The following is a 13,243-nucleotide window of genomic DNA, read 5'->3' on the forward strand; positions in this document are numbered from 1 at the left end:
CTGGAGCTAAAGCTGCTCCTGAACAAGGACATCTGATGTTGAAGCATGTTTCCGATGGGCAGTCAGGTGAACTCCTGAAAGATCCCGCACTCGCGCCACTGCTGGAAACGATCCGGGAGCGTGCGCTGGAATTCCGCAAAGCCCGCCGTATTCCGCAGGATATCGTTGAAGGGTTTCGCAAGGCGGGTGTTTATCGTGCACTTGTGGCACACTGCTTCGGAGGGCTTGAGGCTTCTCCGATGGCATTTCTCAGCCTGATCGAAACGATTGCCCACGCCGATGCCTCTGCAGGCTGGGTCGCAAGTTTTGGAGTTTCAGCAACCTATCTGGCTGCATTGCCCATATCGACGCTGGAAAAGATCTACGCGGATGGCCCCGATGTTGTTTTTGCCGGTGCCATTTTCCCTCCCCAGGCTGCGGAGCGCGTCGGCAATGATTTCATCGTCAACGGTCGTTGGCCTTATGCCAGCGGCAGCCCCGGAGCGTCACTGATCGGGGTTGGTATTGCCGTAGCTGGCGAGAGTGGCGGGTTGCCGCGTACCGCTGTCATGCCTGCCTCTTCCGTCCGGATCGAGGAAACCTGGGACACAATTGGCCTTGCCGGTACGGGTAGTCATGATGTCGTCGTTGAAAATGTCCCGGTAGCCGAGGAATGGACGTTCATTCGTGGCGGCAAGCCGATGCTGGACAAACCGATCTATCAGTATCCGTCTCTGGGACTGGCGGCACAGGTGCTAACGGTCGTGGGGCTGGGCTGTGCACGTCGGGCGCTGGATGAAGTAACGGCGCTGGCAGCGGGACGCCGTTCCATTACTGGTGCGCCTACCATGGCGGATCGTCCTCATGTCCAGGCTGTTGTTGGCGAAGCTGAAGCGCTGCTCTCGGCGGCGCGGGCTTTTTTCTACGGTGTAACAGAAGAAGCCTGGGGCCTGCTTCTGGATGGACAGACCGTACCCGAAACGCTTGCCAACCGTATTCGTCTGGCGGCCACGCATGCTGCCCAGGTGGCCGCGCAGGTCGCACGCATGTGCTTCGAGCTTGGTGGCATCGCTGCTGTGCAGAGTGAGCATATTCTGGGACGTTGCATGCAGGACTGCAGTGTCGTTGCACAGCATGCGTTCATGGCGAAAGGCAATTACGAAGCCGCGGGACGTGTCATTCTGGGGCGGGGAAACCGACCTGGTTATCCATGAATTCCGCTTGTTCCTGAATTTCCGCGAAACATCATTGCAGACTATAACAAGGGAAATATTGCACATGCAGGGCCTGCCCGATCCCAAGAGCCTTCTGGACGACGACCGTGCCGATGGCTCGATCTACAGCAATCCGGATCTGTATGACATGGAGATGGATCGCATCTTCATGCACAACTGGATCTGGGTTGCGCATCGCAGTGATCTGCCGGCACCCGGTGACTTCATCACGACATTCGTCGGGTCTCACCCGGTCATAGTGTCGCGTGATCGCAAGGGTGTGGTGCATGTCATGCTCAACCGCTGCCGGCATCGTGCCGCGACGGTATGTGAGCTCAAGCATGGCAAGACGGCCAGTTTCGTCTGCCCCTATCATGGCTGGGCATATGGTCTGGATGGTGCTCTTCGGGGGGGTTCCTCATCAGGAGGGCTATACGGGGCAGCTGGACAAGTCCAAACTGCCGCTCATCTCCCTGAAGGTCGAGGAGTATAACGGGCTGATCTTTGCCAGTTTCGACAAGGATATCATGTCCCTCGATGAGTGGCTGGGCCGTGCGAAGCCCTGGATTGATCTCTTCATGAAGCAGGGGGCCGGCTGGCCGGTCAAGACGATGGGTGAACACAAGTTCACCTTCCCGGGCAACTGGAAGATCCAGCTCGAAAACACAACGGACGCCTATCACTTCCCGATCGTCCACAAGTCCTTTCTGGATTCCGTCGATGCGGAAACACAGAATACGTTCGATTTCGTTGAAGGTGCAGGTTTTGTTGAAGACCTGGGGCATGGGCACTCGGTCATGGTCATGATTCCGGAGCTGGTTGATCTGGATGAAGGGCTTGATGCCCCTATTCCGGAGCGCTTTGCTGAATTGGCCGCGGAACTGGCCAAGGACTATCCTGACGAGCAGGTCCGCAAGATCGTACGTGCCGTAGGTGGATCGGGTTTCAATCTCAATCTTTTCCCGAACCTTGCCTGTTCCATGGCCTTTTTCCGGGTCCTGCGGCCTTTGAGTGTAACCGAGACCGAAATCCGCCATATCGCCATTGGTATGGATGGCGGTCCTGATATTGCCAATGAAGTGCGTCTGCGGCTTCACGAACATTTTCAGGGTCCGATGGGCTTCGGAACTCCCGATGATGCAGAAGCGTGGGACCGGGTGCAGCGCGGATCACTGGCGGGCAAGGATATTTCCATCCTGCTGAATCGTGGTCTTGGCCATGAAGCACGGCGTGAGGATGGAAATCTGTTCAGCGACGTCAGTGCCGAAACAGGGATGCGGGCAGCCTACAGACAATGGCTGATTGCGATGTCGGAGGAGGCAGGGGCATGAGCATTACGCTACAGGATGCCATTTCACTTATCACGCTCGAAGCTGACATGCTCGACCATGGCGATTTTCACGACTGGCTGAAACTCTATACGCCAGAAGGGCGCTATGTCGTTCCGATTGACCCCGATGTGGAAGATTTCGAGAAGGTTCTGAATTACGCTTATGACGATGCCGAGATGCGTGAAAAGCGCGTCGTACGGCTGTTGAGCGGTCGTTCTATTTCTGCAGCGCCCCCGGCACGGACAGTCCGGCTTCTGTCGCGTTACCGGATGCTGGAGAGCAGTGACACGCATTGCACCCTGCGCTGCGCCCAGATGCTTCAGGAACTGCGGCAGGGCCGCGTTCATGACTATGCCGCCAACCTGAACTATCGTCTGGAAATGACTGAGGACGGGCTGAAAATCGCGCTCAAGGTCGTGCGTCTGCTGATCTCAACCGAGGCGCTGACCGCTGTGAGTTATATCCTTTGAGCCGGGTTGCACTGGTCACAGGGGCTGCGCGGGGTCTGGGAGCCTGTATCGCCGGGCATCTTCTGTCAGAGGGATACAGGGTTGTTGCGGCTGATCTGGATCTTGATGCCGCGAAGGCTTCTGTTGCGGACTGGGGCGATCAGGCGTTTGCCCTGAAAATGGATGTTGCGTCCGAAGCTTCGGTTGAGGCCGGTCTGGATGCGGTGGAACGGCATTTCGGCCTGCCCTGGCTCGTGGTGAACAATGCCGCAGTCATGAAGGCGCAGAAGGTTCTCGAGATCGATATCAATACGTTCGATGCGGTCATGGCGGTCAATGTGCGCGGCACGTTTCTGGGATGTCAGCGGTTTGCGCGCAGGTTGCGAGCTCAGAATGCTCCGGGGCGGATCGTCAATATCGGGTCACTGGCCGGTGAAAACGGCGGCACAGCAACGGGTGCGCATTATGCAGCCTCGAAAGGTGCGATCCATACACTGACGAAAGTTTTCGCACGCGACCTCGCCCCCTTTGGCATCACGGTGAATGCGATTGCTCCGGGGCCGCTGGATCTTCCATCCGTGGCGGAGACAATCGGTGCCGAGAAAATGCCGGGGCTGATAGCCGGATTACCTACAGGGCAGCTCGGCAACCCGCTTTCCGTGGCGCGCATGGTCGCGGAACTGGCGCATCCCCTGTCAGGGGCTATCACGGGCTCCACAATCGACATCAACAGCGGATTGTACATGCGATGAGCACACAGACGATCGAAGTCCGTGTCGGATCATGTGAACTGATCGGGAAAGTCCTGTCTTTCGATCTGCTTCCCGTAACGGACGAACTGCCGCCCTGGGAGGCAGGTGCGCATATTGACCTGATTTTGGGAGATGACCTTGTTCGCCAGTACTCCCTGTGCGGCGATCCGGCGGATAAGACACGGTACTGTCTGGCCGTGCTCCTGGAAGAAAATTCCCGGGGCGGTTCACGCACCGTGCACGAAACAGTCAGGCCGGGTGCAGTGCTCAAAATCGGTGCACCCCGTAATCTGTTTCCACTGGTGCCGTCCGAAGGGCCTGATGTCCTGATTGGCGGCGGGATTGGAGTAACGCCTCTGATCGCCATGGCGCATGAGCTTGGCGACCGCAATGTGCCGTTCACCCTGCACTATGTCGCGCGCGATCCTGCTTTTGCAGCTTTCCTGCAGGCTTCGTCTTTTGCTGACCGTGTGCAGATACATGACCGGAGTAATCCGTCCACGTCCCGGCCTGATCTGTCTTCTGTGCTGCAGGGCATTGGACGTGGACATGTCTATACCTGTGGTCCGGTTGCATTGATGGATGGGGTGCAGGAGGCAGCCCTTGCTCTTGGCCTGACGGAAGCGCAGATCCACCGGGAAGCTTTTTCCGCACTTCCGATTAGTGGGGGAGAAACATTCGAGGTTCTGGCTGCAAAATCCGGCGTCCGGGTGCAGGTTGGTGCAGACGAACCCATTACTGCCGCTTTGGCACGGGCAGGCGTAAAGGTCACGGTCAGCTGCGAGCAGGGGATCTGCGGAACCTGTGTCGTTGACCTTCTTGAAGGGGACCCCGACCATCGGGACGAATATCTGACCGAAGATGAACGGACTGACCAGATCGCACTGTGCTGTTCGCGCGCAAAGTCGCCGTTGCTGGTTGTGGATCTGTAATGGCAGGGCTGAAAATCTGCGTCGCAGGTGTTGGAGCGCTGGGGGGAACCCTGGCCGCGATGCTGGCGCGGACAGAGGCCTCCCTTTCGGTCGTGGCGCGGGGTGCAACGCTTCAGGCACTGCACGAAAACGGGCTGGTTCTGGATGATGGACAGGACCGCAGTATCTGCCATCCCATAGCGGATACGCGAGCGCCGGACTGTCATCAGGATGTGATCCTGCTGGCTGGAAAGTCTCACCAGTTACCTCAACTGGCTGAAACCGTCAGGCATGCTGTTGGCCGTCAGACGCTTGTCATTCCGGTCGTGAATGGTCTGCCGTGGTGGATGGCCACCGACCCAAACGGAGCGTTTGAGGCAGCGGCACCTGTGCTGGATCCAGATGGACGCCTGTCAGACCTGTTTTCTCGCTCCTGCCTCGTCGGCGCCGTGGCTTATGCCATGACAGAACAGACGGCACCGGGAGTGGTGTCTTCCGCCCGCGCTCCGATGCTGGTTCTGGGGATGGTGGACGGCATGCCTGATGACAGGTTGAGCCATGTCCTTCATGTCCTGCAGCAGGCGGGGATTACGGCACGGTCCAGTCCGCAGATCCGATGCGATATCTGGAACAAGATTGCTGCCAATCTGGCGACCAATCCGCTTTCGGTGGTCTGTGAAGCCAGCCTTTCCACTCTGGCAGGCGCAGTATCAACAGAGGCTGTTATTGCTGACATCCTTAAAGAAACCCTCGCAGTCGGGACTGCCTGCGGTCTTTCCAACCTGCATGACGTGGATGAGATCCGGGACACCATTGCGAAGGCAGGTCCACACCGTACCTCGATGCTTCAGGATTACTGTGCGGGGCGCACACTGGAGCTGGACGCAATCGGCTGGACAATTGCGAAAATCGGGCAGGCGCATGATGTGCCGATGCCCGTTACGTCAACCGTTCTTGAACTGGCAACCTTCAAGGCCGCACAACGCGTGCAGGCACAGGGAATACGATCATGACGATGGACATGACGACTGAAGAAATGCAGCTGAGAGTCCGGCTGGCCGAGTGCTATCATCTGATCAATTATTACGGCTGGACGGAGATGATTTTCAATCATATTTCCGTCCGCCTTCCGGGCACGCCAACACGTTATCTCGTCAACCCGTTTGGTCTTAATTACGACGAGGTGACGCCTGACAACCTGCTGGTCGTTAATGCCGACGGACAGTTGATCACCGAGGCGGAACACAAACCCAATCCTGCCGGCTTTGCCCTTCATGGCGCCATTCATACTGCCCGTGATGATATTCACTGTGTCATCCATACCCATACGAACGCAGTCTGTGCCGTGGCAATGAAGCAGGCCGGGTTCAGCCATGATAATTTTTACGGCGCGCAGCTCTTTGAGCGGGTGGGTTATCATGCCTTTGAAGGCATCACCCTTTATGACGAAGAGCGCCCCCGGATGCTCGAAAGCCTGGGCGACAAGCATGTTCTCGTTCTGCGCAATCATGGGATTGCCGTAGGAGAAGCTGATGTGGCGCGCACGTTCTTCCTGTTGTGGATCGTGCAGCGTGCTGCGGAAATTCAGTGCCATGCAGGGCAGATTCCTGGTCCGGATGTGCTGATTTCCGACGATATCAAACGGGGATGCGCGCGAGACGCCGCCACCTTGATTTCCGGATCATCGGCGGCAGACAGGATGTTTGATGCCGCTGTGCGCAAGATGCGCAAGGAACGTGGACCGCTCTGGACAGGAGACAAGGCATGACGAGCGTAACTTCAGACGTTTTTCGTAAGGCGATGGCGCATTTTGCGACAGGTGTCGCTGTGGTGACGGCAACTTCGGATGAGGGAGAGCAGGGGGCAACAATCAGTGCCCTGAGTTCCGTTTCACTTGATCCGCTGACGCTGCTGGTCTGCCTGAACCGCAAAAGCGCGACATGCCGGGCTATCGAGCAGAGCCAGCGCTTTGGCATCAGTATTCTCACGAATTCGCAGGAAGGCATTGCCCGGCATTTCGCCATGCCGTCCCATGCCAAATCCATGGACGAACACTGTATCCGCCACGATGATGGTACGTGTTTTGTTCGTGATGCCCTGGTGCAGATCGGGGTGGAAGTCATTGAGACCCTGCGGGGTGGAACACATGAAATCTTCCTCGCCCGTCCCGTGCACATCACAATGAACGAGGATGGCGAGATGCCTCCTCTGCTTTATTATCGAGGCACGTTCGACCTTCTCGCCTGAATTCTTCCCTATCCGGAAAAGAGGCTCCCGATGAGCGAAAATACTCCCGATACTGCCACCGTTCTTCTGGCGCGGATTGAACGTCACGAAGCCAGCATTCAGGCTTTCAGTTCTTATGATCCGGTCCGCTTGCGTCATGACGCCGGTAATGCACCAAAGGGGCCGCTTTCGGGCCTCAGTGTCGGGGTGAAGGATATCATCGACACGGCCTATTACCCGACGGCGCATGGATCACCGATCTACGCAGGGCATCATACTCCCAATGATGCCGCATGTGTCACTCAGCTCAAGGCGGCCGGGGCCCTGTGTGTCGGCAAGACGGTGACAACGGAATTTGCTTTTTTCCGGGCTGGTCCGACAGTCAATCCCTATGATTTTTCACGCACGCCAGGGGGGGTCGTCGAGTGGCTCGGCGGCGGCTGTGGGAGCCGGCATGATCGATATCGGGCTGGCGTCCCAGACGGCGGCTTCTCTTACGCGGCCTGCATCCTATTGCGGCGTAGTGGGGTTCAAACCGTCTTATGGACGTTATGCCGGGGCGGGAATCAAAGGGTTAGCACCGTCTTTTGATACGCTGGGCACAATTACGCCGGATGTTAAAACAGCGGTTCTTGCAGACAGCGTTTTAAAAGGGCCGGTTCCGACTGCCAGTACGGTGAAATCCGCTGTCCCGAAGCGGGTAGGAGTCTGTCGTACGCCCTGGTGGGATCAGGCTGAGGACTCGACCCGTATGGCTTTGCAAAAGGCAGGTGCCTGCCTGGGTGGAGAGACACCTGTTGAAGACGTCGATCTGTCTGCATTCAAAGCCGCGGCTGACCTGCATGTGACGATCATGAGCTACGAGGCCTGCCAGGCGCTGGGCTGGGAATATGCCGAGCAACGCGCCTTGCTCAGCAGCCAGATTGTCAGCTTGATCGAAGCGGGACGTGCGATCGGCTATGCGACGTATCGGCAGGCTCTCGCGGAAGCAGACAGGTTGCGTGCACAGATTGCCGATGTTTTTACGCGTTATGATCTGTTGCTGGCTCCTGCGGCTCCTGGGGAGGCGCCAAAGAAAGAAGACGGGACAGGCAGCCCGATTTTCAGCCGCATATGGACGCTTCTGCGTTTGCCAACCGTCACGCTTCCCGGCTTTACGGGTGTAAACGGCCTGCCAGTCGGGATTCAGCTTCTGGGCGCATTTGGTGAGGATGAATCCCTGCTGGATTATGCCACATGGGCTGAAACGCTTTTTCCTGCACGCCCCGTTCCCTCCATTTGCGTGCAGGATACCGGTCATGAGTGAACTTCTGACGCGACTGGAAATACTGGAACAGCGTGTTGTCACACTGGAAGCAGAGGCTGACATCCGCAGGATCCAGGCGCGTTACATGTTCCTGTGCGACACACCCTGCCCTGAAGCTGATGTGAAAGACGATGGGCAGCGCGTGGACCGGATTATGGACCTGTATACTGAAGATGCAGTCTGGGAAGGTGTCGGCGAGTATTATGACAACCAGTTCGGCCGCTGCGTCGGCAAGAACGCAATTCGGTCGCATTTTCAGGCTTTCTGGGGCCAAAAGCGTGACCCCGAACTTCTGCTGAACGTGCATTATCTGACGTCGGAACAGATCCATGTTCACGGCGATCATGCGGACGGACAGTGGATTCATTGCCAACCCTGGATCTTTAGTGATGGATCCTCGCTTCTACGGTCCAGCCGGCTGAACAACCTGTTCCGTCGTGAAGACGGGGTCTGGAAAATTGCTCGGACACGGACGGAAAACGTGTTTATTTCTCCCCTGAAAAGTGGATGGGCCGAGACATTTCCAAAGCACTCTGTTCTGATGAACCCCTAATCTGTTTTTACGAAAGACCACGTTCATGCAAAATACTGAAAGCGCTGCATCGGCAGAGATCATCGAACTTCATCGTCTGCTTCAGGACTGGTTTTGTGGAGTGGGCAGCAGTGATCCGAAGGATATTCTGGATCGCATGACGCCGGACTACATGATGGTGGGGGCGGCCGGGCGTCTGGTGACGTTCGAAATGTTTGCGAAAGTCTTACCCTCGCTTCGTGGCAGTCGTCCGGGCCTGGTCATGGAAATCGAGGACGTGAAAGTTCTTCATGCTTTCGAGGGTGGGATGCTTGCATTCTATCGTGAAATCCAGACACAGGGAGAGACCAGAACCGAGCGCTGGTCCAGCGTTCTGTTCTGTGCCGCCGGGCAGGGAGAACAACTGCTGTGGAAGCATCTGCAGGAAACATTCTGCTCATAAACCCAGGCAAGTTTTCCGGTTCTTTCTTTTAAAAAAGAACCTTTTTATCAAACCGGGTCGAGCCATAAAGTAGCAACGCCGCCAGCAGGCCGCCGCCACATGTTACCAACGGCAAGGAAATTGCGACGCCGGCCACATGGTCATCGAGATATCCGACCAGCATTGAGCCACCAGACAGACCAATTAGCGCATTACAGAAAAGCAGTACTGCCGAAAACTGGGATCGGAATGTTTTTGGAACCGACTGTTGTAAGACAATGGCTGACGGCGGCATCGGCAGTGCGGCACAAAAGAACGACATCGCAAAGAGCATGATACCAAACGGGATATTCGGTGAAGCGATAGATCCCCAGAGCAATGCGGGGGCGGACAGGGCACCGGTAATGCCCATTGTGGCTGCTGGAAATGGATGATTGCGACGGCCAAGGAAATCAATAAGCCGCCCGCTGACATATGCTCCTGCACATCCGCAGAAAATCGCTGTCAGTCCCATAATTTCCCCGACGCTTTGATGGGAAAAATGTCTGTACCTTAAGAACAGCGCAGGCATCCAGCTCAGGAGGGAAAACAATATGATGGCTGTGGAGGAATAGCCGAGAAAGTGACAGGTAAAGAATTTCCAGTGAAGTCGAAAAAACCCCCAGGCTGTTTCCGAAGCTGTATCTTCCTTCTGAAAACTGGCGTGACGTCTGCCAGGTTCGCGAACAGTCAGTGCAATAAGCAGGGCCAGAGGCAGGCCTGGCAATCCGACACACAGAAAACAGAGTTTCCAGGCAATGATGCCGTGCCATTCATGTGTCGTATGCAACAGGCCGATCAGCATTCCGCCGAACAGGAAAGCGATACCTGCTCCAATAAAGGAGCCAAGCGAAAACAGTGCGAGTGTCTGGCCGAGCTTATAAGGCGTGACAATATCAGCCAAAAAGGAATATACGGCTGGAACAAGGGCTGCCTCACCGACACCAACGGCCATACGGCATATGAAAAGTTGCCAGAAATTTTGTGCAAAACCACAGGAAATCGTTGCTACGCTCCAGATGATGATGCCAGCGACGATGATGGGGGGGCGGGCTATCCGATCACTGAGGGCTGCAATAGGCAGGCCGAGTATCGAGTACAGAAGCGAGAATGCCAGTCCATTAAGCAGGGCAAACTGAAAATCCGAAAGCAAAAGAGCGGTTTTGATAGGGCCAACCAGCAAAGCAAGAATTTGCCGGTCCACGAACGAGAGCACATAGGCGCTGGCGAATAACGCAATGATCCCTCGGGGAGAAGCCAAAACCATGCCCGCGTCCTTTTCTGTTCGGAAGCGATATGATATGAATATTCATGTGAAATATCCATAAGAACATTCCATTTTAATGTATAATCTTTTTCTAGGAAGAGACCGGTTCCAGTGAGGTGGAAGGTCGTCTATCCATCCATAGAAATCGCTTGTTTTTAGGTTTTTTATGAAACCTGAATCAAATTCCTGCCTCCATATCGACGGTATCCGCAGTTTTGGGGGATTAAAACAGCGGTAACTATTTTCTGGAGACTATGGGCCGCGTGCGCAATGATGTGCCGATCTGGCGACGAATAAAGCAGAACGGGGTGGGCAGAAGGCTGAAGAAACTGCGCATCTCTATGTGGCAGTAATCATATTGCATAAGAAATGATATGGACCCTTATGTCCGGTCATCAGCGCGCTGGAAACGGATGAGGCTGCGGGACAGCCGTCCCTGAGCCCAGTTCGGCATCTTCCGCCACGGCGTCGTAACGTCTGCGGTTGTGCCGCTGACCACAACGGTCCGGCGTTGTTCCGTGCCCACCCATTCTGGTGCCCAGGCTGTCTGAACCTGCGTAATCCACTGGTTTCCCTCGACGCGATAGCGCCCGATATAGGCCACCAGCGTTTTCATAAGGGCCGGATAATCGGCTTCCGTTTCAGCTGGATGGCGATGGCTGCCCTCCAGGTTGAATGCCACCCATCCATCAGGCGTAAAAATGACCCGTCCGCGTGGTGAAGGGCCCATCGCATTGATGAATGTTCCCGTATCCTTTTCCTCCACTCGGTAGGAAACGAGATTCCAGGTGCCGACAAGCTGATCTTTCAGCGTTGGTTGTTTCGGATTTCCGTCATCGGATGTCGTGACTCGAAAGACTGAAGCCATGCTGTTTTCCCGACCCTGTGTGGCGTTTCTGGGCGTTCTATAACGCAGGCCGATCACCTTTCAGTAGGCGCATCATCGGAAAGGGAATATTACGTCAGATGCAAGAATGAATCGAATTCCGCTTTTAGGGGGCTCAGGATGCGCCATGACGAAACAGGGGACCTGCGCTTCTTCGCCCATCTTGTCGCCTCCGGCAGTCTGACCGTCTGTGCCCGCAATCTCCAGACATCGCCCGCGACTGTGTCCCGTCGTCTCGCCCGTCTGGAAAGCCGGCTGGGCAGCCTGCTGGTCGTCCGGAATACGCGGCATTTCGGGCTGAGTGAAAACGGGCGGATCTACCATGAGCGCGCCGTGGAAATTCTCGCGCTCGTTGACAGTCTGGAAGAGGAGATTTCATCCAATACCAATATTCCCCGGGGAACGCTCGGGATCGGCGCTCCGGTAGAACTCGGGCGACGCCTGATAGCACCTTTTCTGGCCACTTTCAGTGCCACGCATCCGGACCTGCTGGTCAATCTGGCACTGGCCTCGGAAGGTTTTTATGACACCAGTGATTCTCTCGATGTCGTCCTGCGTCTGGGCCTTCCTGATTCTCCGGATGCGGTTGTCACCAGACTGGCCTCGACAGTGCGGGTCCTATGTGCATCGCCTGAGTATCTGGCCCGCCATCCCCCGCTGGTAACGCCGCAGGACCTGGCGACCCATCACTGTCTCTGTCTGAGGCGCAACAAGACAATGGCCCTTCTTGACCGCTGGGTCATCGGTAACGATCTGCAGACGGAGATCATTACGGTCGAACCCCGTCTTTCGAGCACGAATGCTGAGATCATCCATGACTGGGCGCTTTCGGGAGAAGGAATCGCCTACAAGCTCCTTTGCGATGTGAAGCATGATCTGGAACAGGGAAGGCTCATGCGGATTTTCCCTGATCTGCAAGGGGAGAAAATCGACCTTCATGCCGTGTTGCCCAACCGGAAATATACGCAGGCCAGTGTCCGCGCCTTCCTGCACAGTCTTAAGTCCCATCTGCGTGTTGCTGGTTTCTTTTAGGCGGATGCAAGCTCGCCCATCTCTTACTCAGACGTGATATGACGCCTGTCTCTTGGTCGATCGAACAGGATTATTCTGATGCAGGGCAGCGGTGTTGGCGTTCTGGACAAGTGCACGGAGTTGATGCGCTGCCTGTTCGGGCGGCAACATGACGGTGAACCGCATGGCTTTCGGACGTCACTGCGGCAAGCAGGCGGTCATATTCGCTGGCTTCTGTCATGTTGGGAGGAAAAGGGGGCGTTGGGCTCTCCGGAGCGTCTTCCTGCAGTCGTCGGTTGCGCTTGCGATCGGCGCCTGTCGGCCGCTTGATCATGCGTCCCGAAGCCGGGTTCAGCGAGAGCGGGACATCCCATTCGCTCATGGCATGATTGAGGATGGAGGCCAAGAGATTGAGCCGCTTGACGACTGTCGCAGCGGCCAGATCTTGCCCTGACGGTCGCGAAAGCCTCGAACTGCTGGAACTGTCAGGCGAGAGAGATTCAGGTCTGCGATGGGATCGCGAAGCAGTGCCGGGATATGGCCTGTCCGGTCAGCCTCGCGGTGAGCCATGCATTCGTCACGGTAGCGCTCAATCAGGGTTCGGAGCACGAGGCCATCCAGGGCCCGGACGTCGATATGACGCCCTTCGCGCACTTTGACCGAGGTTTCCTCGAGCCACGCGCGGGCAAGACGGGCGGTGTCAAATGTTCTGGTGATCCGCTGGCCGCTGACCGGCTTGCGGGCCCTGTATTGCTTGGGCCCCCGGCAATTCACGCCATCAGGCAGAGGGCGTCCTGTTGCAGGATCTTTGGCATTCTCGGCGGACTTTATACGGGCCATGAGACGGAATCGTCATTGGTCCAGAATTGGTCCAAAATCGCTACTTAATTTTTTGGTTTTGGCGCCCGATATAGCTCTA

General features: G+C 56.4%; 16 protein-coding genes and 1 pseudogene. 14 read left to right on the plus strand and 3 right to left on the minus strand.

Annotation, left to right across the window (positions count from 1 at the left end; translation table 11 throughout):
* Positions 1 to 35: 35 nt before the first annotated feature.
* From GRO01_RS00950 to GRO01_RS01000, 13 genes and pseudogenes are all read left to right on the plus strand, one after another.
* Complete coding sequence (locus tag GRO01_RS00950) at positions 36 to 1,193, plus strand: acyl-CoA dehydrogenase family protein (protein WP_062508369.1); 1,158 nt, start codon at positions 36 to 38, stop codon at positions 1,191 to 1,193.
* Between the two features lie 64 nt (positions 1,194 to 1,257).
* Positions 1,258 to 1,686 (plus strand): aromatic ring-hydroxylating oxygenase subunit alpha, encoded by a 429-nt coding sequence (locus GRO01_RS13860; RefSeq protein WP_231490171.1) that lies wholly within the window; start codon positions 1,258 to 1,260, stop codon positions 1,684 to 1,686.
* Positions 1,568 to 2,524 (plus strand): SRPBCC family protein, encoded by a 957-nt coding sequence (locus GRO01_RS00955; RefSeq protein WP_244926360.1) that lies wholly within the window; start codon positions 1,568 to 1,570, stop codon positions 2,522 to 2,524. The genes GRO01_RS13860 and GRO01_RS00955 overlap by 119 nt, the downstream gene beginning before the upstream one ends.
* Positions 2,521 to 2,994: an aromatic-ring-hydroxylating dioxygenase subunit beta gene (locus GRO01_RS00960; RefSeq protein WP_062108797.1), complete on the plus strand. Its 474-nt coding sequence runs from the start codon at positions 2,521 to 2,523 to the stop codon at positions 2,992 to 2,994. The genes GRO01_RS00955 and GRO01_RS00960 overlap by 4 nt, the downstream gene beginning before the upstream one ends.
* Positions 2,991 to 3,725 (plus strand): SDR family NAD(P)-dependent oxidoreductase, encoded by a 735-nt coding sequence (locus GRO01_RS00965; protein WP_062508371.1) that lies wholly within the window; start codon positions 2,991 to 2,993, stop codon positions 3,723 to 3,725. The genes GRO01_RS00960 and GRO01_RS00965 overlap by 4 nt, the downstream gene beginning before the upstream one ends.
* Positions 3,722 to 4,657 (plus strand): PDR/VanB family oxidoreductase, encoded by a 936-nt coding sequence (locus tag GRO01_RS00970; RefSeq protein WP_062508373.1) that lies wholly within the window; start codon positions 3,722 to 3,724, stop codon positions 4,655 to 4,657. Before GRO01_RS00965 ends, GRO01_RS00970 begins: the two co-directional genes overlap by 4 nt.
* Positions 4,657 to 5,649: a ketopantoate reductase family protein gene (locus GRO01_RS00975; RefSeq protein ID WP_062508375.1), complete on the plus strand. Its 993-nt coding sequence runs from the start codon at positions 4,657 to 4,659 to the stop codon at positions 5,647 to 5,649. The genes GRO01_RS00970 and GRO01_RS00975 overlap by 1 nt, the downstream gene beginning before the upstream one ends.
* The gene (locus tag GRO01_RS00980) at positions 5,646 to 6,404 is read left to right on the plus strand and encodes a class II aldolase/adducin family protein (RefSeq protein WP_062508377.1); all 759 of its coding nucleotides are present in this window, start codon (positions 5,646 to 5,648) and stop codon (positions 6,402 to 6,404) included. The genes GRO01_RS00975 and GRO01_RS00980 overlap by 4 nt, the downstream gene beginning before the upstream one ends.
* On the plus strand, positions 6,401 to 6,883 hold the full coding sequence (locus tag GRO01_RS00985) for a flavin reductase family protein (RefSeq protein ID WP_062508378.1): 483 nt from the start codon (positions 6,401 to 6,403) through the stop codon (positions 6,881 to 6,883). Before GRO01_RS00980 ends, GRO01_RS00985 begins: the two co-directional genes overlap by 4 nt.
* Before the next feature lie 30 nt (positions 6,884 to 6,913).
* Positions 6,914 to 7,210: pseudogene (locus GRO01_RS13665) on the plus strand (amidase family protein); the annotation flags it as partial.
* Positions 7,211 to 7,316: 106 nt separating this feature from the next.
* Positions 7,317 to 8,168, plus strand: coding sequence for an amidase family protein (locus tag GRO01_RS00990; RefSeq protein ID WP_264787674.1), 852 nt, complete (start codon positions 7,317 to 7,319; stop codon positions 8,166 to 8,168).
* Positions 8,161 to 8,721, plus strand: a complete 561-nt coding sequence (locus GRO01_RS00995; protein WP_062508380.1) for a nuclear transport factor 2 family protein — start codon at positions 8,161 to 8,163, stop codon at positions 8,719 to 8,721. The genes GRO01_RS00990 and GRO01_RS00995 overlap by 8 nt, the downstream gene beginning before the upstream one ends.
* Before the next feature lie 25 nt (positions 8,722 to 8,746).
* Positions 8,747 to 9,142, plus strand: coding sequence for a hypothetical protein (locus GRO01_RS01000; protein WP_062108814.1), 396 nt, complete (start codon positions 8,747 to 8,749; stop codon positions 9,140 to 9,142).
* A 28-nt stretch (positions 9,143 to 9,170) separates the two neighbouring features.
* Here GRO01_RS01000 and GRO01_RS01005 read toward each other — a convergent pair whose 3' ends face one another.
* Both GRO01_RS01005 and GRO01_RS01010 read right to left on the minus strand, forming a co-directional pair.
* Positions 9,171 to 10,427 carry an MFS transporter gene (locus GRO01_RS01005; RefSeq protein WP_062508382.1) on the minus strand — a complete coding sequence of 419 codons (1,257 nt, stop codon included), beginning with the start codon at positions 10,425 to 10,427 and terminating at the stop codon, positions 9,171 to 9,173.
* 382 nt (positions 10,428 to 10,809) lie between these two features.
* Entirely contained in the window at positions 10,810 to 11,295 is a 486-nt protein-coding gene (locus GRO01_RS01010; RefSeq protein WP_062508384.1) for a lipocalin-like domain-containing protein, read from the minus strand.
* A gap of 138 nt (positions 11,296 to 11,433) precedes the next feature.
* Here GRO01_RS01010 and GRO01_RS01015 point away from each other — a divergent pair, with 138 nt between their 5' ends.
* Positions 11,434 to 12,345: a LysR family transcriptional regulator gene (locus tag GRO01_RS01015; protein WP_062508386.1), complete on the plus strand. Its 912-nt coding sequence runs from the start codon at positions 11,434 to 11,436 to the stop codon at positions 12,343 to 12,345.
* 357 nt (positions 12,346 to 12,702) lie between these two features.
* On the opposite strand, the gene GRO01_RS01020 is transcribed toward GRO01_RS01015, so the two are convergent.
* Positions 12,703 to 13,164, minus strand: coding sequence for a hypothetical protein (locus tag GRO01_RS01020; protein WP_231490176.1), 462 nt, complete (start codon positions 13,162 to 13,164; stop codon positions 12,703 to 12,705).
* Positions 13,165 to 13,243: the final 79 nt, after the last annotated feature.

The organism is Gluconobacter roseus NBRC 3990 (assembly GCF_006538885.1).
In the GTDB taxonomy this organism is placed as follows: Bacteria; Pseudomonadota; Alphaproteobacteria; order Acetobacterales; family Acetobacteraceae; genus Gluconobacter; species Gluconobacter roseus.

Coding starts and splice junctions, on each gene's coding strand:
- GRO01_RS00960 (WP_062108797.1), top strand. CDS start 2,521: ATGAGCATTACGCTACAGGATGCCATTTCACTTATCACGCTCGAAGCT.
- GRO01_RS13860 (WP_231490171.1), top strand. CDS start 1,258: ATGCAGGGCCTGCCCGATCCCAAGAGCCTTCTGGACGACGACCGTGCC.
- GRO01_RS01005 (WP_062508382.1), bottom strand. CDS start 10,427: ATGGTTTTGGCTTCTCCCCGAGGGATCATTGCGTTATTCGCCAGCGCC.
- GRO01_RS00955 (WP_244926360.1), top strand. CDS start 1,568: ATGGCTGGGCATATGGTCTGGATGGTGCTCTTCGGGGGGGTTCCTCAT.
- GRO01_RS00985 (WP_062508378.1), top strand. CDS start 6,401: ATGACGAGCGTAACTTCAGACGTTTTTCGTAAGGCGATGGCGCATTTT.
- GRO01_RS00975 (WP_062508375.1), top strand. CDS start 4,657: ATGGCAGGGCTGAAAATCTGCGTCGCAGGTGTTGGAGCGCTGGGGGGA.
- GRO01_RS01000 (WP_062108814.1), top strand. CDS start 8,747: ATGCAAAATACTGAAAGCGCTGCATCGGCAGAGATCATCGAACTTCAT.
- GRO01_RS00995 (WP_062508380.1), top strand. CDS start 8,161: ATGAGTGAACTTCTGACGCGACTGGAAATACTGGAACAGCGTGTTGTC.
- GRO01_RS00990 (WP_264787674.1), top strand. CDS start 7,317: ATGATCGATATCGGGCTGGCGTCCCAGACGGCGGCTTCTCTTACGCGG.
- GRO01_RS01010 (WP_062508384.1), bottom strand. CDS start 11,295: ATGGCTTCAGTCTTTCGAGTCACGACATCCGATGACGGAAATCCGAAA.
- GRO01_RS00980 (WP_062508377.1), top strand. CDS start 5,646: ATGACGATGGACATGACGACTGAAGAAATGCAGCTGAGAGTCCGGCTG.
- GRO01_RS00950 (WP_062508369.1), top strand. CDS start 36: ATGTTGAAGCATGTTTCCGATGGGCAGTCAGGTGAACTCCTGAAAGAT.
- GRO01_RS00970 (WP_062508373.1), top strand. CDS start 3,722: ATGAGCACACAGACGATCGAAGTCCGTGTCGGATCATGTGAACTGATC.
- GRO01_RS01020 (WP_231490176.1), bottom strand. CDS start 13,164: ATGGCCCGTATAAAGTCCGCCGAGAATGCCAAAGATCCTGCAACAGGA.
- GRO01_RS01015 (WP_062508386.1), top strand. CDS start 11,434: ATGCGCCATGACGAAACAGGGGACCTGCGCTTCTTCGCCCATCTTGTC.